The organism is Burkholderia cenocepacia (assembly GCF_900446215.1).
GTDB classification, from domain to species: Bacteria; Pseudomonadota; Gammaproteobacteria; order Burkholderiales; family Burkholderiaceae; genus Burkholderia; species Burkholderia cenocepacia.
Genome location: NZ_UAQZ01000001.1, coordinates 827,673 through 847,900, shown reverse-complemented (window position 1 = coordinate 847,900; position 20,228 = coordinate 827,673). Strand labels below are relative to the sequence as shown.

At 67.5% G+C, this 20,228-nt stretch carries 19 protein-coding genes; 6 read left to right on the top strand and 13 right to left on the bottom strand.

All coding sequences use genetic code 11. The features are described 5' to 3' along the window. Positions 1-63: 63 nt before the first annotated feature. The 3 genes from DTA15_RS03960 to DTA15_RS03950 all read right to left on the bottom strand — a co-directional run bounded on the left by DTA15_RS03960 (position 64) and on the right by DTA15_RS03950 (position 2,816). Complete coding sequence (locus DTA15_RS03960) at positions 64-582, bottom strand: DUF3455 domain-containing protein (protein ID WP_012493588.1); 519 nt, start codon at positions 580-582, stop codon at positions 64-66. A gap of 136 nt (positions 583-718) precedes the next feature. Further along, positions 719-1,681 carry a cyclase family protein gene (locus DTA15_RS03955; RefSeq protein WP_006482595.1) on the bottom strand — a complete coding sequence of 321 codons (963 nt, stop codon included), beginning with the start codon at positions 1,679-1,681 and terminating at the stop codon, positions 719-721. 19 nt (positions 1,682-1,700) lie between these two features. Then, entirely contained in the window at positions 1,701-2,816 is a 1,116-nt protein-coding gene (locus DTA15_RS03950) for an alkene reductase (RefSeq protein ID WP_006482589.1), read from the bottom strand. Between the two features lie 267 nt (positions 2,817-3,083). Between DTA15_RS03950 and DTA15_RS03945 the strand changes: the two genes are divergently transcribed. Beyond that, positions 3,084-4,049: an IS110-like element ISBcen8 family transposase gene (locus DTA15_RS03945; protein ID WP_006476181.1), complete on the top strand. Its 966-nt coding sequence runs from the start codon at positions 3,084-3,086 to the stop codon at positions 4,047-4,049. Positions 4,050-4,065: 16 nt separating this feature from the next. On the opposite strand, the gene dkgB is transcribed toward DTA15_RS03945, so the two are convergent. From dkgB to DTA15_RS03925, 4 genes are all read right to left on the bottom strand, one after another. Beyond that, complete coding sequence (gene dkgB, locus DTA15_RS03940; RefSeq protein WP_034178340.1) at positions 4,066-4,872, bottom strand: 2,5-didehydrogluconate reductase DkgB; 807 nt, start codon at positions 4,870-4,872, stop codon at positions 4,066-4,068. A 151-nt stretch (positions 4,873-5,023) separates the two neighbouring features. Beyond that, a complete protein-coding gene (locus DTA15_RS03935; protein WP_006482591.1) occupies positions 5,024-5,974 on the bottom strand; it encodes an LLM class oxidoreductase in 951 nt (316 codons plus the stop codon). A 16-nt stretch (positions 5,975-5,990) separates the two neighbouring features. Continuing rightward, positions 5,991-6,314 carry a MoaF-related domain-containing protein gene (locus DTA15_RS03930; protein WP_006482596.1) on the bottom strand — a complete coding sequence of 108 codons (324 nt, stop codon included), beginning with the start codon at positions 6,312-6,314 and terminating at the stop codon, positions 5,991-5,993. 29 nt (positions 6,315-6,343) lie between these two features. Beyond that, positions 6,344-7,546, bottom strand: coding sequence for an MFS transporter (locus tag DTA15_RS03925; protein ID WP_006482611.1), 1,203 nt, complete (start codon positions 7,544-7,546; stop codon positions 6,344-6,346). A 101-nt stretch (positions 7,547-7,647) separates the two neighbouring features. Here DTA15_RS03925 and DTA15_RS03920 point away from each other — a divergent pair, with 101 nt between their 5' ends. Next, on the top strand, positions 7,648-8,589 hold the full coding sequence (locus DTA15_RS03920; protein ID WP_006482606.1) for a LysR family transcriptional regulator: 942 nt from the start codon (positions 7,648-7,650) through the stop codon (positions 8,587-8,589). A 69-nt stretch (positions 8,590-8,658) separates the two neighbouring features. On the opposite strand, the gene zwf is transcribed toward DTA15_RS03920, so the two are convergent. Further along, a complete protein-coding gene (zwf, locus tag DTA15_RS03915; protein ID WP_006482600.1) occupies positions 8,659-10,134 on the bottom strand; it encodes a glucose-6-phosphate dehydrogenase in 1,476 nt (491 codons plus the stop codon). Between the two features lie 202 nt (positions 10,135-10,336). Between zwf and DTA15_RS03910 the strand changes: the two genes are divergently transcribed. Further along, positions 10,337-10,915 (top strand): TetR/AcrR family transcriptional regulator, encoded by a 579-nt coding sequence (locus DTA15_RS03910; protein WP_006482593.1) that lies wholly within the window; start codon positions 10,337-10,339, stop codon positions 10,913-10,915. 153 nt (positions 10,916-11,068) lie between these two features. Continuing rightward, positions 11,069-11,944, top strand: a complete 876-nt coding sequence (locus tag DTA15_RS03905) for an SDR family NAD(P)-dependent oxidoreductase (protein ID WP_006482581.1) — start codon at positions 11,069-11,071, stop codon at positions 11,942-11,944. 28 nt (positions 11,945-11,972) lie between these two features. On the opposite strand, the gene DTA15_RS03900 is transcribed toward DTA15_RS03905, so the two are convergent. Then, positions 11,973-12,884 carry a LysR family transcriptional regulator gene (locus tag DTA15_RS03900; RefSeq protein WP_006482585.1) on the bottom strand — a complete coding sequence of 304 codons (912 nt, stop codon included), beginning with the start codon at positions 12,882-12,884 and terminating at the stop codon, positions 11,973-11,975. Positions 12,885-13,120: 236 nt separating this feature from the next. Between DTA15_RS03900 and DTA15_RS03895 the strand changes: the two genes are divergently transcribed. After that, complete coding sequence (locus tag DTA15_RS03895) at positions 13,121-14,464, top strand: serine hydrolase domain-containing protein (protein ID WP_006482601.1); 1,344 nt, start codon at positions 13,121-13,123, stop codon at positions 14,462-14,464. Positions 14,465-14,582: 118 nt separating this feature from the next. Here the strand turns inward: DTA15_RS03895 and DTA15_RS03890 are convergent, their stop codons facing one another. The 4 genes from DTA15_RS03890 to DTA15_RS03875 all read right to left on the bottom strand — a co-directional run bounded on the left by DTA15_RS03890 (position 14,583) and on the right by DTA15_RS03875 (position 17,767). Next, complete coding sequence (locus DTA15_RS03890; RefSeq protein WP_006482604.1) at positions 14,583-15,161, bottom strand: peroxidase-related enzyme; 579 nt, start codon at positions 15,159-15,161, stop codon at positions 14,583-14,585. Positions 15,162-15,194: 33 nt separating this feature from the next. Next, positions 15,195-16,178 (bottom strand): acrylyl-CoA reductase (NADPH), encoded by a 984-nt coding sequence (gene acuI / locus DTA15_RS03885; RefSeq protein ID WP_006482573.1) that lies wholly within the window; start codon positions 16,176-16,178, stop codon positions 15,195-15,197. A 45-nt stretch (positions 16,179-16,223) separates the two neighbouring features. Continuing rightward, complete coding sequence (gene acuR / locus DTA15_RS03880) at positions 16,224-16,862, bottom strand: acrylate utilization transcriptional regulator AcuR (RefSeq protein ID WP_006482603.1); 639 nt, start codon at positions 16,860-16,862, stop codon at positions 16,224-16,226. An 89-nt stretch (positions 16,863-16,951) separates the two neighbouring features. Then, positions 16,952-17,767 (bottom strand): IclR family transcriptional regulator, encoded by an 816-nt coding sequence (locus tag DTA15_RS03875; protein ID WP_006482582.1) that lies wholly within the window; start codon positions 17,765-17,767, stop codon positions 16,952-16,954. A gap of 113 nt (positions 17,768-17,880) precedes the next feature. Between DTA15_RS03875 and DTA15_RS03870 the strand changes: the two genes are divergently transcribed. Next, positions 17,881-20,226, top strand: coding sequence for a cytochrome P450/oxidoreductase (locus DTA15_RS03870; RefSeq protein ID WP_006482617.1), 2,346 nt, complete (start codon positions 17,881-17,883; stop codon positions 20,224-20,226). Positions 20,227-20,228 lie beyond the last annotated feature (2 nt).

Genomic DNA, 20,228 nt, shown 5'->3' with positions numbered 1-20,228 from the left:
GATTGAATTGGGACATGGCGAAAGGCGACGGGATGATGCCCGTCGCTTGCGACGCCGTGCGTGTCACTTCAGGAACACGTAGCGCGCGAAGTACGGGAAGCGGCCGACCGCATGCTCGGTTGTGCACGTCGCGGCCGGCGGCGTGCCGCCCGCCGTGTCGAGCCGCTGCACGAAGCGCACGCCGGCGAGCGTGCCGGTTGCGGCCGGCGCCGCCGCGAGCAGCAGCTGCGGAACGCTGGCCGCGCTTGCGCTCGGCATTTCCGCGAGCTTCTTGCCGGTAATGCGGCTGCCGTCGAGCGCTTCCCACGACGGCCCCGCGCCGTGCCGCACGACGAGCGTGCCGCTTTCATCGAACAGCATCGCCTCCGGGCGCTTGAAGGCCCACGCGAGCCGGTGGTCGGCATCGTATTCGCACGCATAGATCTGCACGCCGGTCGCGGTGGTCGTCAGCACCGGCGTGGCCGGTGCTGGCGGCGCGAGGCCGGCGGCCTCGTCGGCGTGTGCGGGCGCGGTGAAAGCCGACAGGGAAAGACTGGCCACAAGGGCCAGCAGCATGTCGCGTGTCAGGGAGCGGCTTGGCATGAGGGGGCGTCCTTTCAAGTCGGGTGACGGTCGTACGGCGTCGATCCCGTCAACATTAGACGCCCATCGCACAGGCTGCAATACGGAAATGACAATCGCGGCGATAGTCGCCGCGATTGCCGCAGGGCGCACGCGATCAGCGGATCGCGACCGGATTGATGTTGACCTGCGTGGAGCCGACGTACAGCGGCTGGCCGAGCACGAACAGGAATTCCCACGCCTTGTCGCGCACCAGCGCGCGGCTGTCGATCAGTTCCAGGTTGTAGATGCCGCGCTTCGCGAGCATGTACTGGTTGATCGGGAATTCGTCCCGCGTGTGCGGATTCGGATAGACCTCCGACGCCCACGTGTCGCCGCCGAACGCGACGATCCCCTGGTCGGCCAGCCATTTCGCGGCTTCCATGCCGATGCCGGGCTCGACCTCGAGGAACTGCTTGTCGTCCTTGCCGACCAACTCCAGCCAGCCGGTGTTGAACAGCACGACGTCGCCCTTGCGCAGCGTCAGCCCCTGCTTCTTCAGCACGGCCTGGATGTCGGCGACCGTGAATTCGGTGCCGCCCGGCACGATCGGCTTGCCGTAGTAGGCGGTCATGTCGAGCACGACGCCGCGCGTGACGATCGGCGGCACCTTCTCGACGCCGAGCTTCTTCACGCCGTCGACGGTCACGAAATCGGCCGCGCGGTTGCCGTTGTAGTACACGTTGTCGATGCCGATGTGGCCGATGCCGTTGAGCTGCGTGCCGACGCCGGTCCATGCGTTGACGAGTTCGTCGTTGAACGTGAACTTGTTCGGACCGAGGCTCTTGCCGGCCTGCTGGCCGACCTGCACGTTGTATAGCCGGAAGCTGCGGTGACGGAACGCCGGCAGGTTCTTGTCCACCGGCACGGCCAACGGATAGGCCTTGCCGACCTTCACGAGGCCGACCGCCTGCTTGACGACGTCGGGCGTCAGCAGGTTGGCCGCGCCGATTTCGTCGTTCGCGCCATAGACGGACGGATACCAGTCGGCCGCCGGAGCGGACGGGGCGGCGTGGGCCGCTTGCGCGGCCGCGAACGGCAGGATCGCGGCGAGCGCGAGCCGGGCGAGCGTTGTTTTCATTTCAGATTCCTGTAGCGTGTTACGCCGCGGCTTGCGCGAGCGTCGGATAGTCGGTCAGGCCTCGGGCGCCCCCGCCGAACAGCGTGTTGCGATCGTGCGGCGCGAGCGCGGCGCCGGTGCGCAGCCGCTCGGGCAGGTCGGGGTTCGCGACGAACGGGCGGCCGAAGGCGACGAGGTCGGCCCAGCCGGCGGCGATCGCTTCGCGGGCGCGCTCGGCGGTGTACGCGCCGGCATAGATCAGCACACCCGGGAACGCGGCGCGCAGTTGCTGCTTGAAGGCGACCGGCATCAGCGGCGCGTCGTCCCAGTCGGCTTCCGCGATGTGCAGGTAGCCGACGCCGAGTTCGCCGAGCAGCTTCGCGGCGGCGAGATAGGTGGTTTCCGGATCGTCATCGACGCAGCCGTTCAGCGTGGTCAACGGCGCGAGGCGGATGCCGACGCGCGACGCGTCGCCGGTGCCGTCGATCAGCGCCTGCGTGACTTCGCGCAGGAACCGCAGCCGGTTTTCCAGCGAGCCGCCGTACGCATCGGTACGCGTGTTCGCGTTCGAGTCGATGAACTGGTTCACGAGGTAGCCGTTCGCGCCGTGCAGCTCGACGCCGTCGAAGCCCGCTTCGATCGCATGGCGGGCGGCGGCGCGGTACTGGTCGACGATCTCGCGGATCTCGTCGATCGACAGTGCGCGCGGCTCGGACGCCGGCACGAAGCCCGGCGTGCTGCCGTCTTCACCGGCGACGAACACGTTCACGCCCTTCGCCTGGAGCGGCGACGACGATACCGGTTGCTGGCCGCCGAGCAGGCTCGTATGGCTCAGCCGGCCGACGTGCCACAGCTGCGCGAAGATGCGGCCGTGCGCGGCATGCACGGCGTCCGTCACCTTGCGCCAGCCGGCGACCTGCGACGGCGTGTGAATGCCGGGCGTCCATGCGTAGCCCTTGCCGAGCGGCGCGATGTAGGTGCCTTCGCTGACGATCAGGCCCGCACTCGCGCGCTGCGCGTAGTACGCGGCCATCAGTTCGTTGGCTTCGTCGCCGGGCTGGCTGGCGCGCGAGCGCGTCATCGGCGGCATCACGATGCGGTTCGGCAGCGTCAGCGTACCGAATTGCAGCGGTTGGAACAGCGGGTCCTGGGTCATGATGGTGTCCTGTCGGTGCCGCGGCCTGCGGGCCGCGGACGGGTCATATCGGATGAAGGCGCGGCGCGCTTGTATGTTCAGTACTGACCAGTACGGTAAAGTCTGGTGGTAGCCAGACGAGACCGTGCAGTTTGCCCCGCGCTTGGGTGTTGGAGCCCGTGACTGAGTACAAAACGCACGGTTGCCGTGCTGGTCTTCCTGAAGCCCGAACGGTTACGCGCGCCATTTACATCGAGTGCGCATGTACAAGCATGGGATCCGAAGATCATGTCTGCTCCTTCTGCCGTAACGGTCGGCATTGACGTCGCAAAAGCTCACGTCGATGTTTCCGTACTGGGTGCCAATCTGGACATCCGTCGATTCAACAACGATGCCGAGGGCCACTCGGCCCTGGCTGTTGCCCTTCAGCCGCTGAACGTGCAGTTGGTCGTGATGGAGGCGACCGGTGGCTACGAGACCGAGCTGGCGTGCGCCTTGCAAGGTGCGGGTTTGCCGGTCGCTGTCGTCAACCCTCGGCAAGCACGCGATTTTGCCCGCTCGATGGGACGTCTGGCGAAAACCGATGCCATCGACGCACGTATGCTTGCCGAACTGGCTTCCGTGCTACTGCGTCGGGACGATCTGTCCCGCTTGCTACGTCCCGTTCCCGACGAGCGGCAGCAGTGGCTGGCTGCACTGGTGACCCGACGGCGCCAACTACTCACCATGCTCCTTTCGGAGCGACAGCGGCTCCAGATCACGCCGGTTGGTCTGCATTCAAGTCTGCTGGCTATCATTGCCGCCATCCAGGCACAACTCGATGACATTGACGCTCAGATGGTCGCTCATGTACGCCAGCACTTCGGTGAACTCGACCGCCTGTTGCAGTCCACACATGGAATTGGCCCGGTATCCAGCGCCTGCCTGATCGCAGAACTGCCCGAATTGGGCCGGCTCAATCGCCGTCAGATTGCAGCCCTCGTTGGCGTCGCTCCCATTGCTTGCGATTCCGGCTTACGTAATGGGCGACGACGGGTTCAAGGTGGCCGCTTCGCGATCCGTCGCGTGCTGTACATGGCTACATTGACTGCCACACGCTACAACCCCGCCATCAGAGCCTTCTATCAACGCCTGAAGGCCGCCGGCAAACTGTCCAAGGTCGCGCTTGTTGCCTGCATGCGCAAGCTCCTAACCATGCTCAATGCCATGGTCAAAACCAACACGCCTTGGGACGATTCACTTCATCGGGCTTGACTCGGAAGACGGTTACTCAGTCCCACTTCGGCGCGAGGCCGGCCGGGTCGACTTCGCGGCCGTTGCGTTCGAGCGCGGCGATCTGCGCCATGTCTTCGTCGGTCAGGCGCAGCGTCTGCGCGAGCAGGTTGCTGGCGAGGTTCTCGCGCTTGGTCGACGACGGAATCACCGAGTAGCCGAGTTGCAGCGCCCACGCGAGCGCGACTTGCGCCGGCGTTGCGTCGTGACGCTGCGCGATCGCGCCGATCACCGGGTCGCCGAGCACCTTGCCGTACGCGAGCGTCATGTACGACGTCACGTGAATGCCTTCGGCGTTCAGGAACTCGACCAGCTTGCGGTTCTGCAGGTACGGGCTCAGTTCGATCTGGTTCGTCGCGATCGCATCCTTGCCGACGGCCGCGATCGCTTCCTTCGTCAGTGCGATGTTGAAGTTCGAGATGCCGATCTGGCGCGTGAGACCCTTCGCCTTCGCGTCCGCCAGCGCGGTCATGAACGCGTCGATCGACACGCCGTTGCCCGGGGCCGGCCAGTGGATCAGCGTCAGGTCGACGACGTCGGTGCGCAGCTTGCGCAGGCTGTCCTCGAGGCTGGCCGCCAGTTTCTCCGGCGCGTAGTTGTCGACCCAGATCTTCGTCGTGAGGAACAGGTCTTCGCGGCGTACGCCCGATGCGGCGATCGCTTCGCCGACTTCGGCTTCGTTGCCGTAGATCTGCGCGGTGTCGATCGCGCGGTAGCCGACGTCGAGGCCGTTGCGGACCGAGTCGATGACGACCTGGCCTTGCAGGCGGAAGGTACCGAGGCCGAATGCGGGAATCTTGCTCATCATGTGCTCCTGAAAGAGTTGGAACGATTGCGGTATGGAAGTCATTCTGGCGCTTGAGACTGATGAAATAAACGCCTTTAGAGGTCAAAAATATTTGATTTGAAATCAAATATTGATCGGCCATTCGCCTATCTGAAGGTGCTCGCCGGTCTTATGCGGCGAGCGTCCGTGGATTCGTTTTCGGATGGAACGCAGGCAGCACGTCCGATGCGATCTCGGCCATCGTCTCGTCGAGCGGCCGCTGGTTGCGGCGAAAATGCAGGCCGATGTGCTGCACGCCCGCATCGCGCATCGCCGCGAGTTCCTCCGTCAGCGCGATGCGCCCCGCGCGCGCGCCGAAGCGGTGCCGCTGCAGCGGTTCGTGCGGATCTTCCGCGAGGTCGAGATGGATGAAGCTCACGTACGGCTTGTCGCCCGCCACCGCACGCCAGTTCGCGGCGCGTTGCAGGTGGTCGGCCGGCGTGCCCGGATACGCGAGGCAGCCGTCCATGTGCTCGCCGATCCACGCGGGCGTCTGCTGGGCGAGGCCCGCGACGAGCAGCGGCACCGGCGAACGGGCCGCGGGCAGCACTTCCAGGCCGGGCGGCAGATGCCCGCGCGCGCCGTCGCGCAGCAGCGCGATCTGGTCGCGGAAGTTCGCGCCGCGCGACGCGAAGTCGCGGCCGAACAGCGGATATTCGACCGGCCGGTCGCCGCTCGCGACGCCGAGCAGCAGGCGCCCGCCGCTCAGCTCCTGGATCGTCGCGGCCGATTTCAGCGTCAGCAGCGGTTCGCGCAGCGGCAGCACGACGGCCGCGGTGCCGAGCAGGATGTCGTGCGTGATGCCGGCGAGGTAGCCGAGATACGAGAACGTTTCGAACACCTGTGCGGCGTCGCCGAACGACGGGTCGTACACCGGCACGTCGCGCACCCAGAGCGCGCGGAAGCCGAGCGTGTCGGCCAGTTGCGCGAGCTCCGCGTGGATGCCGAGGTCGGGCACGCCGGCGTGGCGGCCGTCATGCCGGCGTTTGGCGTTGCCGGACGGGGTCCAGTCGTTGTCGAGCGGCAGTTCGATGCCGATGCTGAAGCCGCCGGCGGCGAGCTTGTCGAGGGAGGTGGACATGATCGGGTTGCTCCGTTCAGACCGCGCGCAGGCTGCCGTCGAGGCGGTAGAAGTCGAGCGACGCCGCGGTGAAGAACGAGCGCGACGTGCCGGCGGCGAAGTCGTCGATATGCACGACGGTCGCGCGATCGGCTTCCTGCCACGAGATCGCGTAGGTCTCGCCGGCGATGCGTTGCCACGTGTATTCGACTTCGCCCTTCGCGCCCGCGTACGGGCCTTCGGTGATCGCGTAGCGCATGTGGCGGCCGTCCTCGTCGTACGCGTTGAGCGCGGTGAGGCCGTCGTAACGGACTTCGAAGGTCTTGCCGGCGAACGGCGGACGTTGGGTCGATGCGTTCATGCTGGGTAGCTCCTGCAAAAAAGTGACGTTCAATGGGCGAGTTCGACCGGTTCGGCCGTGCGTTCCGGCAGCCCGTGGCGGCGGTCGAGACGGCCGCTCAGCGCGGTGAGCGCAAAGGCGCCGAGCGTGACGACGGCGGCGATCCACGGCGTGTGGCCGAGGCCGACGTTCGCGACGATCAGGCCGCCGAGCGACGAGCCGCCGGCCACGCCGAGGTTGAAGGCGGCGATGTTGAAGCCCGATGCGACGTCGGTGGCATCCGGCGCGAAGTGGCGCGCCTGCTTGACGACGTACACCTGCAGCCCCGGCACGTTGCCGAACGCCACGGCGCCCCACGCGAGCATCGTCAGCACCGCGAGCCATTTCACGTGGATCGTGAAGGTCAGCGCGAGCAGCACGATCGCGAGCAGCAGGAAGATCCGTTTGAGCGCCTTCACGGGGCCGACGGCGTCCGCGAGCTTGCCGCCCCACACGTTGCCGACCGCGACCGAGACGCCGTAGCCGACGAGCACGAGGCTGACCTGCGACGGCGTGAAGCCGGCGATTTGTTCGAGCAGCGGCGCCATATAGGTGAATGCGATCAGCGAGCCGCCGTAACCGACGGCCGTCATCGCATAGACGAGCAGCAGGCGCGGCTGGGCCAGCACGCGCAGCTGACGGGCGAGCGGCGCCGGCGGCGTCTGCGGCAACCCGCGCGGCACGAAGGCGACCGCACCGAGGAACGCGACCAGCCCGAACAGCGCGACGATCAGGAACGTCGCGCGCCAGCCGAAGTGCTGGCCGATGAAGGTGCCGAGCGGAATGCCGGCGACGAACGCGACGGTCATCCCGCTGAACATCGTCGCGATCGCGCTGGCGGCCTTGTCCTTCGGCACGAGCGTGGTCGCGATGATCGAGCCGACCGAGAAGAACACGCCGTGCGCGAGGCCGGTGAGGATGCGCGCGACGATCAGCGATTCGTAGCCGGGCGCCTGCCACGCGACGAGGTTGCCGACGGTGAAGAGCGCCATCAGCCCGGCGAGCAGCGCCTTGCGCGGCACGCGGCCGGTGAGCGCGGTGAGGAGCGGCGCGCCGATCGCGACGCTCAGCGCATACAGGCTGACGAGCAGGCCGGCGGACGGCAGGCTGACGCCGAGATCGGCGCCGATCGTCGGGATCAGCCCGACGATCACGAATTCGGTGGTGCCGATGGCAAAGGCGCTGATGGTCAGCGCGAGCAACGCGAGTGGCATGACGGGATCCGGGTTTCAGTAGGAATGGATCGCAGTGTGCCGGCTTTACTTTTGCTGAAAAACTGGTCTATAAACCAAATTGTTTTGATTTCAAGTCAACAATGAAAACCACCCTCGACGAACTCCAGGCCTTTACCGCCGTGGTCGACACCGGTTCGATCACGGCGGCCGCCCAGCAACTCGACCTCACCGTGTCGGCGACGAGCCGCACGCTCGCGCGGCTCGAGGAAAAGCTGAAGACCACGCTGCTGCGCCGGACCACGCGCCGGCTCGAACTGACCGAAGAGGGGCGCGCATTCCTGCAGGACGCGCGCGCGATCATCGAATCGGTCGAGAGTGCGGAAGAACAGATGCTCGCGCGGCGCGAGATGCCGTCCGGACGCCTGCGCGTCGACGCCGCGACGCCGTTCATGCTGCACGTGATCGTGCCGCTCGTGCGCGGCTACCGCGAACGCTTCCCGAAGGTCGAACTGGAACTGAACAGCAACGAGGGCATCACCGACCTGCTGGAGCGGCGCACCGACGTCGCGATCCGGATCGGCCGGTTGAAGGATTCGACGCTGCACAGCCGGCGGATCGGCAACAGCCGGGTACGCATGCTCGCGAGCCCCGCGTACCTCGAAGCGCATGGCCAGCCGCGCAAGGTCGAGGATCTCGCGAAGCACACGCTGCTCGGCTTCACGCAGCCCGAATCGTTGAACGTATGGCCGATCCTCGGCGCGGACGGCGAAGCGTGCCGCATCGAGCCGGACGTGTATTCGTCGAGCGGCGAAACGCTGCGGCAGCTGGCGCTGGAGGGCACGGGCGTCGTCTGCCTGTCCGATTTCGTGACCGCGCGGGATCGCGAGGCGGGGCGGCTCGCGCAGGTACTCGCGCGCCAGACGCTCGACGTCCAGCAGCCGATTCACGCGGTGTACTACCGCAATACCGCGATTTCGTCGCGGATCGCGTCGTTCGTCGACTACCTGATCGAGGTGCTGGGCGGCGGCAGCGGCGGCGATGCGCCGGCGCGGCGCAAGGCCGCGTGGATGGTGCCGCAGTAGCGATACAGGGCAGGTGGGGCTGCCCGTCGGGAACGGGCGTGCCGCGCGGCGGCACGCCGTCGCGTGCGATTACGCCTCTTCGGCCCACGACATCCCGTCGCGCGCGAGCAGCGCCGACGAAGCCGCGGGCCCGAACGTGCCGGCCGTGTACAGGCGCGGCCGGTCGCCGAGCTGCTTCCAGCCGTCGAGGATCGGCTCGACCCACGACCACGCGGCTTCGAGTTCGTCGCGGCGCATGAAGTGCGTGAGGCGGCCGCGGATCACGTCGATCAGCAGCCGCTCGTACGCTTCCGCGCGCCGTTCCGGAATCGCCTGCTGCAGGTCGAGGTTCAGGCTCACCGGCACCATATTCATCCCGCTGCCCGGCTCCTTCGCGAGCATCTGCAACTGGATCGACTCTTCCGGCTGGAGCCGGATCACGAGGCGGTTGCCGTAATTGCGCGGACCGGTCGGGATGATCGAGAACGGCATGTCCGCGAACTCGATCACGATTTCCGACTGGCGGCGCTGCAGCCGCTTGCCGGTGCGCAGGAAGAACGGCACGTTCGCCCAGCGCCAGTTGTTGATGTGCGCGCGCAGCGCGACGAAGGTTTCCGCGCGGCTGTCCGCCGGCACGTTGTCCTCCTCGAGATAGCCCTTGACCGGCTGGCCGTCGACCGCGCCGGCCGTGTACTGGCCGCGCACCGTGTCGCGCGCGACGTCCGACAGCGACATCGGCCGCAGCGAGCGCAGCACCTTCAGCTTCTCGTCGCGTACCGCATCCGGGTCGAGCGACACGGGCGGCTCCATCGCGACGATGCACAGCAGTTGCAGCAGGTGGTTCTGCACCATGTCGCGCAGCGCGCCGGTATGGTCGTAGAAGCCCGCGCGGCTGCCGACGCCGACCGTCTCCGCCACCGTGATCTGCACGCTGCGGATGTTCGGCGCCTGCCACAGCGGCCCGAAGATCGGGTTGCCGAAGCGCAGCACCATCAGGTTCTGCACGGTTTCCTTGCCGAGATAGTGGTCGATCCGATAGATCTGCGATTCCTCGAAGTGCTTGCCGACCGCGTCGTTGATCGCCTTCGCGGACGCGAGATCGTGGCCCAGCGGCTTTTCGAGGACGACGCGCGAGTGCGCGTCGACGAGGTGCGCGGCCGACAGGTTGTCGCAGATCGTCGTGAACAGCTCCGGCGACGTCGACAGGTAGAACACGCGGACCGCCTCGCTCCGCGCCGCTTCGGCGAGCCGCTGGTAGTCGTCCGGCGCGTTCACGTCGATCAGCACGTACTTGAACAGGTCGAGGAAGCGGCTCCACGCGTCGGCGTCGAACGCCTTCTCGTCGATGAACGGGCGCGACTGCTCGTCCATGAACTTGCGATAACCGTCGATGCCCCAGTCGCGGCGGCCGACGGCGATGATGCGCGTCTCGGGCGGAAGATTGCAGTGCAGGTGCGCCATGTACAGCGCGGGCAACAGCTTGCGGGCGGCCAGGTCGCCGCCGCCGCCGAAGATGATCATGTCGACGGGCCGGTCGGCCGCGGTCTGGGAAGGCTGATTCGTCATGGGAGGTTCGCGGTTTGAAACGGTGAACGTGAAACGAACGTCGAGGGCATCGGGCGCCGGATGGCCGGCGCCGGTACGGCAAAACGCTAATAGTGCACCGTTTTGATGGATTGCGTATGCGTTCCCCCCAGATGTAACAAGGCTTGCATTCCTGTCGGCCGCTTGATTATGATTGAGCGCTCACTCATTAAAGGAATCGAACGTGGCCCGACCGCGCAGTCCCGACAAGCACGAAGCCATCCTCGCCGCGGCCGCGCGCGCGCTCGCCGAGGACGGCGCGAGCGCGACGACCGCGCGCATCGCGAAGCTCGCCGGCGTCGCGGAAGGCACGGTGTTCACCTATTTCGAGACCAAGGATGCGTTACTGAACGCGCTGTACCTGAGCCTGAAGGCCGACCTGCGCGACGCGATGATGACCGGGTTTCCGGAACACGCGCCGGCCGAGCAGGCCGTGCGGCATGCGTGGAACGGCTATGTGTCGTGGGGTGTCGCGAATCCGGACGGCCGGCGCGCGCTGCGGCAGTTGGGCGTGAGCGGCCGCATCGACGACGCGCATCGGGCGGCCGGCTCGGAAGGCTTCGGCGGGATCGGTGCGCTGCTGCGCGAGCAGGTCGCCGCGTCGGGCGCGCTGCACCGCGACGAAGCGCATGCGTTCTGCGCGGCGTTGTTTACGTCGATCGCGGAAACCGCGATGGAGTCGATCGCGCGCGATCCGGCGCGGGCCGATGCGTACCGGGAAGCCGGGTTTCGCGCATTGTGGGCCGTGTTGCACGCGGTGTGAGTCGAGGTTCGTCGTCGTGGCGGCGCATGGCGCGACGACGGGTAGCGCGTTTCAAGCCGGGCGATGCAAGTCATGGATGATCGACACATCGCCCACATTAATGAGTGAGTAATCATTCATTTTCATCGTTTCATCACGCTCAAGGAGCGAAAAATGTCGAAAGTCTGGTTGGTAACGGGGGCCGCACGCGGCCTCGGGCGAGCGATCTCGGAAGCGGTGCTGGCGGCGGGCGACCGGCTGGTGGCCGGCGCGCGCGATCCGGCGCGACTGGCCGATCTGGCCGAACGGTATGGCGACCGGCTGCTGCCGGTCGAACTCGACGTCACCGACGAAGCCGCGGCCGCGCAGGCCGTCGCGACGGCACGCGCGGCGTTCGGCCGCATCGACGTGCTGGTGAACAACGCGGGCTACGGCCACACGGCGCCGTTCGAGCAGATGAGCGCCAACGCTTTCCGCGACCAGATCGAAACGAACCTGTTCGGCGTGATCAACCTCACGCGCGCGGTGCTGCCGACGATGCGCTCACAGCGTGCGGGGCACATCTTCCAGGTGTCGTCGGTCGGCGGGCGCACGTCGACGCCCGGATTGTCCGCGTATCAGGCCGCCAAGTGGGCGGTCGGCGGGTTCAGCGACGTGCTCGCGAAGGAAGTCGCGCCGTTCGGCGTGCGTGTGTGCACGCTCGAACCGGGCGGGATGCGTACCGAATGGGCCGCGCAGGCGAAGCGCGGCCTCGACGATCTGCTGCCCGACTATCAGCCGTCGGTCGGCAAGATTCTCGACCTGCTCGGCGCGTATGGCGGCCATGAAATCGGTGACCCCGCACGCATCGCGGCGCTGATCGTCGACCTGTCGCGCCGCGACGACGTGCCGCTGCGCCTGCTGCTCGGCGGCGATGCGCTGTTCGTCTGCGAGCAGGCGGAGCGGCAGCGCGCGGAAGAGGCGGCGCGGTGGCGGGACGCCACGTTGTCGACGCAGTTTCCGGACGCGAAGCTGCCGGACGGGCTCGATGCGTTGAAGGCGATCGATTAACGGCGATCGGCAGCACGGCGCGTGGCGTTCAGCGCGCGCCGTGCTGCCGCTGCGCGGCTTTCTCCCATGCCGCGCCGGCGGCGTCGATCGCTTCGAGGATCGGCGACGGGTTCCACGTGCCGGGCTTCCACACCGCGACGATCGAATGGACAAGGCTGCCGTGCCCGACCTCCGTGTCGATGCGCGTGACGGACGGCCAGCGCCCGGCGTCGAAATGCGTCGGCAGGAAGCCCCAGCCATGGCCGTGCTGAAGCAGGTGACGCACGGTTTCGAGTTCGTTCGCGTACACGAGCCGGTCCGAGACCTGCAGCAGTTGCGCGAACTGCGTGCCCAGCGAGCGGTGCATCACGACCTGCGGCTTCGCGGCGAGCGCGGGGACCGTGACCGGCGACCCGGTGGCCGGAAACAGGTCGGCCGACGCGTAAAAGCCGATCTCGATCGCGCCGACCGCCCGCCATTCGAGCTCGGCCGCGACGAACCGGTTGCGCGCGAGACTGATCGCGACCTGCGCGGCGCCGGACACGAGCGCCGCCTCGGCTTCGTCGCGCGACGCGCTCCAGGTACTGACGTCGATGCCCGACGCGGCGAGATCGTCGATCAGCGCATGCAGCAGCGTGCGCGGCACGAACGGATCGTAGGCGATGCGGATCGCGTCGGCGATGCCGGACGGCACGCCTTTCGCCGCGGCGCCGAACGCCTGCGCCTGCCGCAGCAGCAGGCGCGCCTGGCGTTGCAGGCGCTCGCCCTCCGACGTCAGCGACAGCGACCGTCCGCTGCGCGCGAACAGCGCAAAGCCCAGTTCGATTTCGAAGAATTCCAGCAGCTCGCTGACGGTCGAGCGGTCCTTGCCGAGATGCGCGGCGGCCTTCGTGATGCTGCCGTGTTCGGCAATGCACGCGAACGCCTCGATCTGCGCGAGCGAGTAAGTCAGTGCGCCCATGATGTCCCTTCCGGCGGATGCGGGGGATTTTCCCACATGTGCCGTTTTGCCTCGTCGACGCGCGCACTCGATACTGGTTTTGAGGGCGCGATGCGGGAGCCGCCGTGGGCGTGATCGACGCGCGTATGCCGCGCGTCGGACGCCGGTGACGATGGCGCCGCCCTCTGAAACGTTCGGGCCGTGCGGCGGAAACTTTCTTGCGCAGGCGCGACCGGACATCGTCGACAAGGACACCCATGAAACCGAGGTTCGATCGTTCATTCGGCATCGCGCTCGCGGCGGCGGTCGTCGCGGGCAGCGCGGCGACGGCGTCGTTCGCGCAAGTCGCGTCGTCTGCCGCGGCGCCGGCCGCCGCGACGTGCGGCGGCGTCGCGCTCGCCACGTGCCCCGCGCCGTTCGACGCGACGCTGCCCGACCCGAAGCGGATGCTGACGTGGAGCCAGCCGGATCGCGTGATCGGCTTTCGCAACGACTATCGCAACTATCCGGGCGACGTGTTCCACCATCGCGCGGCCACGCCGTTGGTCGATGCCGCCCGCATGCTGACCGACGTGTCGTACGAAGTGCACGGCAAGCGCTACACGCTGAAGGACTACCTGAAGCATCAGGACGTGGCCGGCCTGCTGGTGCTGAAGGACGGCAAGATCGCATACAAGTATCTGGGCGACGGCAACACCGATACGACGTTGTGGACGTCGCGCTCGGTCGGCAAGTCGGTCGTGTCGACGCTCGTCGGTGTCGCGTTGCGGGAAGGGAAGATCAAGTCGCTCGACGATCGCGTGACCGATTACGAGCCGGACCTGAAGGGCACCGCGTGGGACGGCGTGACGCTGAAGCAGTTGATCCAGCACACGTCCGGCGTCGCGTGGAACGAGAGCTACACGAATCCGGATTCCGATTTCGCGAAGCTCACGCAATGCGAGGCGCGGCCCGGCACGTACGCGTGCGTGCGCACGCTGGTCAAGGGGCTCGGTCGCGCGCATCCGCCCGGGCAGACCTGGTCGTACAGTTCCGGCGGTGCGTGGCTGCTCGGCGACGTGCTCGAGCGCGCGACCGGCATGTCGCTCGCCGCTTATCTCGAAAAGACGATCTGGAAGCCGTACGGGATGGCGAGCGACGGTGTGTGGCACGCGTATCGCGCAGGGCGGCACGACGTCGGCGCGCACGGCTTCAATGCGACGCTGGAAGACTGGGGGCGCTTCGGTGAATTCGTGCTGGGTGGCGGCAAGCTGCCCGACGGCACGCGGATTTTGCCGGACGGCTGGCTCGACCAGGCGTCGGACTGGACGCAGGCGCGGCAGTCGGTGTCGGCCGGGCATCCCGACGGCATCTACGGCTACCAGTGGTGGAACAACGCGGTGCCGGTCGATGCGAAGGGCACGGACCCGACGCCCGCGGCGTCGTTGCGCGGTTCGCTGTGGGCGCTCGGCATCTTCGGTCAGGTCATCATGGTCAATCGCGCCGAGCATCTCGTGATCGTGCAATGGTCGACGTGGCCGAAGGCGGAGCCGTCGTTCGATACGCTGCCGCTCGAAGCGTCGGTGTTCTACAGCGCGATCGCGCGGGAACTGCGGGATTGAGCGCGCGTGCCGCGGCCATCCGGCCGCGGCGCATTTCCTGCCGCAACGCACGGAAGGCCGGACGCGCGTACGCCGGCTTTCCGTGGCGACGAGGTCGCGCTCGCCGCGCTCGAGGCCGTCAGCGGCCCAGCGCGTAAAACTCCGCGTTGGGCCGCATGTTCGTCACGTTCGCGAGGCGGTTGGACATCCCGAAGAAGGCCGAGATCGCCGCGATGTCCCAGATGTCGTCTTCGGTGAAGCCGTGCGTCTTCAGCGCGTCGAAGTCCGGTTCGCCCACTTGATGCGCGGCCTGCGACACCTTCATCGCGAAGTCCAGCATCGCCTTCTGGCGCGCGGTGAGGTCGGCCTTGCGGTAGTTGGTGGCGACCTGGTCGGCGATCAGCGGGTCCTTCGCGCGAATGCGCAGGATCGCGCCGTGCGCGATCACGCAGTACTGACACTGGTTCGCGGCGCTGGTGGCCACGACGATCATCTCGCGTTCGGCCTTGCTGAGGTTGCCCGGCTTGTCCATCAGCGCGTCGTGGTACGCCATGAACGCGCGAAACTCGTCCGGGCGGTGCGCGAGGGTGAGGAACACGTTCGGGACGAAGCCCGATTTTTCCTGGACGGCCGCGATGCGTGCGCGAATGTCGTCGGGCAGGTCTTCGAGCGCCGGCACGGGAAAGCGGCTGACGGGGGCGTTGTCTGGAGCAGTCATGAGGTCTCCTGGATAAAGTGGCACGAAGGGCGATCAGGCATTGACGTCGACGACGATGCGGCCGCGCACCTTGCCGTCGATCAGTTCCGCCGCCAGCGGAATGGCGTCGCTCAGGCCGACCTGATGGCCGATGGCGCCCAGCTTCTCGACGTCGAGATCGGACGCGAGCCGGCGCCAGGCTTCCAGCCGCTCGGCGCGCGGACACATCACGCTGTCGATCCCGACGAGCGTGACGCCGCGCAGGATGAACGGCGCGACGGTCGCGGGGAAGTCCATGCCGGCGGCGAGGCCGCAGGCCGTCACCACGCCGCGGTAGCGCGTGGTCGCGCACACGTTGGCGAGGACGTGGCTGCCGGCCACGTCGACGGCGCCGGCCCAGCGTTCCTTGCCGAGCGGCTTGCCGGGTACGCTGAATGACGCGCGATCCAGGATCTCGGCCGCGCCGAGTTGCCGCAGATAGTCGGCATCGGCCGGGCGGCCCGTCACGGCGACGACCCGGTATCCGAGTCGCGCGAGAAGGGCCGTCGCGACGCTGCCCACGCCGCCGGCCGCGCCGGTCACGACGATCTCGCCGTCGTCCGGCCGCACGCCGTGCCGTTCCAGCGCCATCACGCACAGCATCGCGGTGTAGCCGGCCGTGCCGATGGCCATCGCCTGTTGCGGCGAAAACGCGGACGGCAGCGGCACCAGCCAGTCGCCGTCGACCCGCGCCTTCTGCGCGAGGCCGCCCCAGTGCGTTTCGCCGACGCCCCAGCCGTTGAGCACGACCCGGTCGCCCGGACGGTGATCCGGGTGCGTGCTCGCTTCGACTTCGCCGACCAGGTCGATGCCCGGCACCATCGGGAACTTGCGCACGACCGGGCTCTTGCCGGTGATCGCCAGCCCGTCCTTGTAGTTCAGCGTCGAATAGCCCACGCGGATCGTCACGTTGCCGGCCGGCAACTGCGCGTCGTCCAGCGTGTGCAGCCTCACGTGCTGGCCGGTCTCGTCCTTGTCGATCACGATGCCCTGGAACATCCGTCCTCCTTTCTAGACCGATCGTCTAGTTAATGGTAAAAAAATTCAGCGGCGAGGCAATCCATTGAAGAAAAATTGCGCGAACAGCGCGAGCGGCTGGTCGCTGCGTTCGAGCTTCGCGCGCAGCACGGCGCCTTCCCAGCCGATCCAGAAGAATGCGGCCAGCTCGGCGGGGGCGGCGGCATCCGCCAGTTCGCCCGCCTGCTGCGCGTCGGCCAGGCATTCGGCGAGGCGGCGCTGCCAGTCTTCGAACGTCGCGCGCAGACGCGCGCGGAAGCTCTCGGGCAGCGTGCCCATTTCCTGGCCGAGGTTGCCGATCAGGCAGCCGCGGTGGTACGCATGGCGGGCCATGCCGTCGCGGGCGTCGTCGACGAACGCGCGCACGCGCGCCAGCGGCGAGCGTTCCAGCTGGCTGAAATGGCGGTCGAGCTTGCGGGCGAAGAACTCGGCGTAGCGGTCGATCAGTTCGAGGCCGAACGCTTCCTTGCTGTCGAAGTAGTGATAGAACGAGCCTTTCGGCACGCCGGCGCGCCCGAGGATCTCGTCGAGCCCGGTGGCCGAAAAGCCCTTTTCGGTGAGGATCTCGAGCCCGGTGCGCAGCAGCATGTCGCGCGTGGCGACGAGGTCGTCGTGCTGCTTGGGTGGCCGGCCGCGGCGGCGCGGCGGATCGGTGCGCGTGTCCATGGCCGAATAATAGACCGTTCGTCTCAAAAATCAAGCGGAGGGCGAGCCGGCGTCCGGGCGGATCCGCGGACGCCGTAGCGGCGACGGGGTCAGCCCGTGTACCCGAGCTCGGCGCTGATCAGCGTGGCCTCGTGGCGCAGCGCCGTCGCGACCGGCCCGTCGATCGACGCGTCGAAGCCGCCCGTGGCGCCCAGCGCGGTGAGTGCGCCGCACATATGCCCGTTTGCGTCGAATAGCGCTGCCGACACCGCGCTGATGCCCTTCAGGTTCGTGTCGCGGACGCTGGCGAGGCCGGCCGCGCGGATCTCGCGCTGCAATTTGCCGACCGGATCGCGTCGGTCGAGCTGGGCGCGCAATTCGGCCGGCGCCGATGCAAGCTCTTCTTCCGCGAGTTTCCGCACGCGAGGTTCGTCGAGCAGCGCGAGGAACAGCCGGCCCGTCGCCGACCACAGCAACGACATGACGGAGCCCGCGCGCACGTTGACCGTCACCGGCAGGCCGGGCTCCTCGAACCGCATGATCGTCGGCCCGCGGTTGCCCATGATCGCGACGAAGCACGTCACTTCGAGGCGCTCGCGCAGGCGCACCAGCGACGGCTCGGCGAGTCGTATCGGGTCGGCCATCCGCATCGCGGCGAGCCCGATCGAGATGCATTGCGGTCCGAGCACGTACTGCTGCGTGCCGCGATCCTGCGTGACGAACGACGCTTCCATCAGGCTCGCCAGATATCTGTGCACTTTCGCGGGATTCTCGTCGAGCCGTGCCGCGAGCGCGGTCAGTGTCGCGCGGCCGCCCGATGCCGCCAGTTCCTTCAGCACGAGAAGGCCGGTCGACGCGGATTGAACGCGTTGCCTGCGGTCCCGCTCGGCGGGTGCGGTCTGTTTCGTTCCGGTGATTTTTTTCATACGGCGGATTCTAGCCCGACGGCCGCCGACGGCGGACCGCCAAGGTTTACCCCAGTCCTGCGATTACGCAATGCGTATTAGATTTACGCTAAATCATCGCATCGGAGTCAATCATGTCCGCCATCGAGCATCACGCGTCGTCGAAATGTCCGTTTCATCCTGCGCCGGCAGCGGCGACCGCGCCGAACGGGTGCCCGGTCAGCGCGGCCGCGGCCGCGTTCGATCCGTTCGACGACGGTTACCAGCAGGATCCGCCCGAATACGTCCGTTGGGCGCGCGAGCGGGAGCCGGTGTTTTACAGCCCGAAGCTGGGGTACTGGATCGTCACGCGCTACGACGACATCAAGGCCATCTTTCGCGACAACCTCACGTTCAGTCCGTCGATCGCGCTGGAGAAGATCACCCCGACGGGCGCCGAGGCGAACGCGGTGCTCGCGTCGTACGGCTTCGCGCTGAACCGCACGCTCGTCAACGAGGACGAGCCCGCGCACATGCCGCGTCGCCGTGCGCTGCTGGACCCGTTCACGCCCGAAGCGCTGAAGCGTCACGAACCGATGGTGCGCCGGCTCGCGCGCGAATACGTGGACCGCTTCATCGACGACGGCCGCGCGGATCTGGTCGACCAGATGTTGTGGGAGGTGCCGCTGACCGTCGCGCTGCACTTTCTCGGCGTGCCGGAAGAGGACATGGACACGCTGCGCGAATACTCGATCGCCCATACGATCAACACGTGGGGCCGTCCGAAACCGGAGGAGCAGGTCGCGGTCGCGCATGCGGTCGGCAAGTTCTGGCAGTTCGCGGGCAAGGTGCTCGACAAGATGCGCGAGGATCCGTCCGGGCCGGGCTGGATGCAGTACGGGATCCGCAAGCAGAAGACGCTGCCCGACGTGATCACCGATTCGTATCTGCACTCGATGATGATGGCGGGGATCGTCGCCGCGCACGAGACGACCGCGAACGCGACGGCCAATGCGATGAAGCTGCTGCTGCAGCATCCCGATGCGTGGCGCGACATCTGCGACGACCCGTCGCTGATCCCGAACGCGGTCGAGGAGTGCCTGCGCCACAACGGCTCGGTCGCCGCGTGGCGACGGCTCGCGACGAAGGACGTCACGATCGGCGGCGTCGCGGTGCCCGCCGGCTCGAAGCTGTTGATCGTCACGTCGTCCGCGAATCATGACGAAGCGCGCTTCGCGGATGCGGACCTGTTCGACATCCGCCGGGAGAATGCGAGCGATCAGCTCACGTTCGGCTACGGGTCGCATCAGTGCATGGGCAAGAATCTCGCGCGCATGGAGATGCAGATCTTCCTCGAGGAATTCACGCGCCGTCTGCCGCATATGAAGCTGGCGGAACAGCGCTTCACGTATGTGCCGAACACGTCGTTCCGCGGCCCCGAGCACCTGTATGTCGAATGGGATCCGGCGGCGAATCCCGAGCGCCGCGACCCGTCGGCGCTGCGCGCGCGCACGGCGGTGCGCATCGGCGAGCCGTCGTCGCACGCGGTGAGTCGCGTGGTGAAGGTACAGCGCGTGTCGAGGTGCGCGGATCGCGTCGCGCAGGTCCGCCTCGTGTCCGGCGACGGCCGCATGCTGCCGCGCTGGACGCCCGGCGCGCATATCGACGTGATCTGCGGCGATACCGGCATCACGCGCCAGTATTCGCTGTGCGGCGACCCGGCCGAGCGCGACGCGTACGAGATCGCGGTGCTGCACGAAGCGCAGGGCCGCGGCGGATCGGCATGGGTGCATGCGAATCTGCGCGCCGGCGACGTGCTGAAGATCCGCGGGCCGCGTAATCACTTCCGTTTCGCGACCGACGCCGGCAAGGCGATCTTCGTCGCGGGCGGCATCGGCATTACGCCGATCAGCGCGATGGCGCGCGAAGCGAAGGTGCGCGGCATCGACTACGAGATCCACTATAGCGGCGCACGACGCGCGTCGATGGCGCTGCTCGACGCGCTCACGGCGCTGCACGGCGAGCGTCTGCACGTCTACGTGTCGGACGAAGGTTCGCGCAACGACTTCCGCGCGCTGTTCGCCCAGCCGGCCGACGACACGCGCATCTACGCGTGCGGCCCCGCGCGGATGCTCGATGCGCTCGAAGCGAGTTGCGCGCACTGGCCGCGCGATGCGCTGCGTGTCGAGCATTTCGTGTCGACGCGTGCGGCCCTCGACCCATCGAAGGAGCGCCCGTTCGAAGTCGAACTGAAGGATTCCGGCATCACGCTGACGGTCGCGGCGAACCAGACGGTGCTCGACGCATTGCAGCACGCGAACATCGACGTGCAGAGCGACTGCCGCGAAGGGCTGTGCGGATCCTGCGAAGTGCGGGTGCTGGCCGGCCGCGTCGATCATCGCGACAGCGTGCTGACGCGCGCCGAACGCGACGCGCACGATCGCATGATGACCTGCTGTTCGCGCGCGTGCGGCGGCGAGCGGCTCGTGCTCGAACTCTGAAT

What these genes read in the sequence shown, in the direction of transcription:
- DTA15_RS03960 (WP_012493588.1), bottom strand. Translation starts at nt 582, where the DNA reads ATGCCAAGCCGCTCCCTGACACGCGACATGCTGCTGGCCCTTGTGGCC.
- DTA15_RS03955 (WP_006482595.1), bottom strand. Translation starts at nt 1,681, where the DNA reads ATGAAAACAACGCTCGCCCGGCTCGCGCTCGCCGCGATCCTGCCGTTC.
- DTA15_RS03950 (WP_006482589.1), bottom strand. Translation starts at nt 2,816, where the DNA reads ATGACCCAGGACCCGCTGTTCCAACCGCTGCAATTCGGTACGCTGACG.
- DTA15_RS03945 (WP_006476181.1), top strand. Translation starts at nt 3,084, where the DNA reads ATGTCTGCTCCTTCTGCCGTAACGGTCGGCATTGACGTCGCAAAAGCT.
- dkgB (WP_034178340.1), bottom strand. Translation starts at nt 4,872, where the DNA reads ATGAGCAAGATTCCCGCATTCGGCCTCGGTACCTTCCGCCTGCAAGGC.
- DTA15_RS03935 (WP_006482591.1), bottom strand. Translation starts at nt 5,974, where the DNA reads ATGTCCACCTCCCTCGACAAGCTCGCCGCCGGCGGCTTCAGCATCGGC.
- DTA15_RS03930 (WP_006482596.1), bottom strand. Translation starts at nt 6,314, where the DNA reads ATGAACGCATCGACCCAACGTCCGCCGTTCGCCGGCAAGACCTTCGAA.
- DTA15_RS03925 (WP_006482611.1), bottom strand. Translation starts at nt 7,546, where the DNA reads ATGCCACTCGCGTTGCTCGCGCTGACCATCAGCGCCTTTGCCATCGGC.
- DTA15_RS03920 (WP_006482606.1), top strand. Translation starts at nt 7,648, where the DNA reads ATGAAAACCACCCTCGACGAACTCCAGGCCTTTACCGCCGTGGTCGAC.
- zwf (WP_006482600.1), bottom strand. Translation starts at nt 10,134, where the DNA reads ATGACGAATCAGCCTTCCCAGACCGCGGCCGACCGGCCCGTCGACATG.
- DTA15_RS03905 (WP_006482581.1), top strand. Translation starts at nt 11,069, where the DNA reads ATGTCGAAAGTCTGGTTGGTAACGGGGGCCGCACGCGGCCTCGGGCGA.
- DTA15_RS03900 (WP_006482585.1), bottom strand. Translation starts at nt 12,884, where the DNA reads ATGGGCGCACTGACTTACTCGCTCGCGCAGATCGAGGCGTTCGCGTGC.
- DTA15_RS03895 (WP_006482601.1), top strand. Translation starts at nt 13,121, where the DNA reads ATGAAACCGAGGTTCGATCGTTCATTCGGCATCGCGCTCGCGGCGGCG.
- DTA15_RS03890 (WP_006482604.1), bottom strand. Translation starts at nt 15,161, where the DNA reads ATGACTGCTCCAGACAACGCCCCCGTCAGCCGCTTTCCCGTGCCGGCG.
- acuI (WP_006482573.1), bottom strand. Translation starts at nt 16,178, where the DNA reads ATGTTCCAGGGCATCGTGATCGACAAGGACGAGACCGGCCAGCACGTG.
- acuR (WP_006482603.1), bottom strand. Translation starts at nt 16,862, where the DNA reads ATGGACACGCGCACCGATCCGCCGCGCCGCCGCGGCCGGCCACCCAAG.
- DTA15_RS03875 (WP_006482582.1), bottom strand. Translation starts at nt 17,767, where the DNA reads ATGAAAAAAATCACCGGAACGAAACAGACCGCACCCGCCGAGCGGGAC.
- DTA15_RS03870 (WP_006482617.1), top strand. Translation starts at nt 17,881, where the DNA reads ATGTCCGCCATCGAGCATCACGCGTCGTCGAAATGTCCGTTTCATCCT.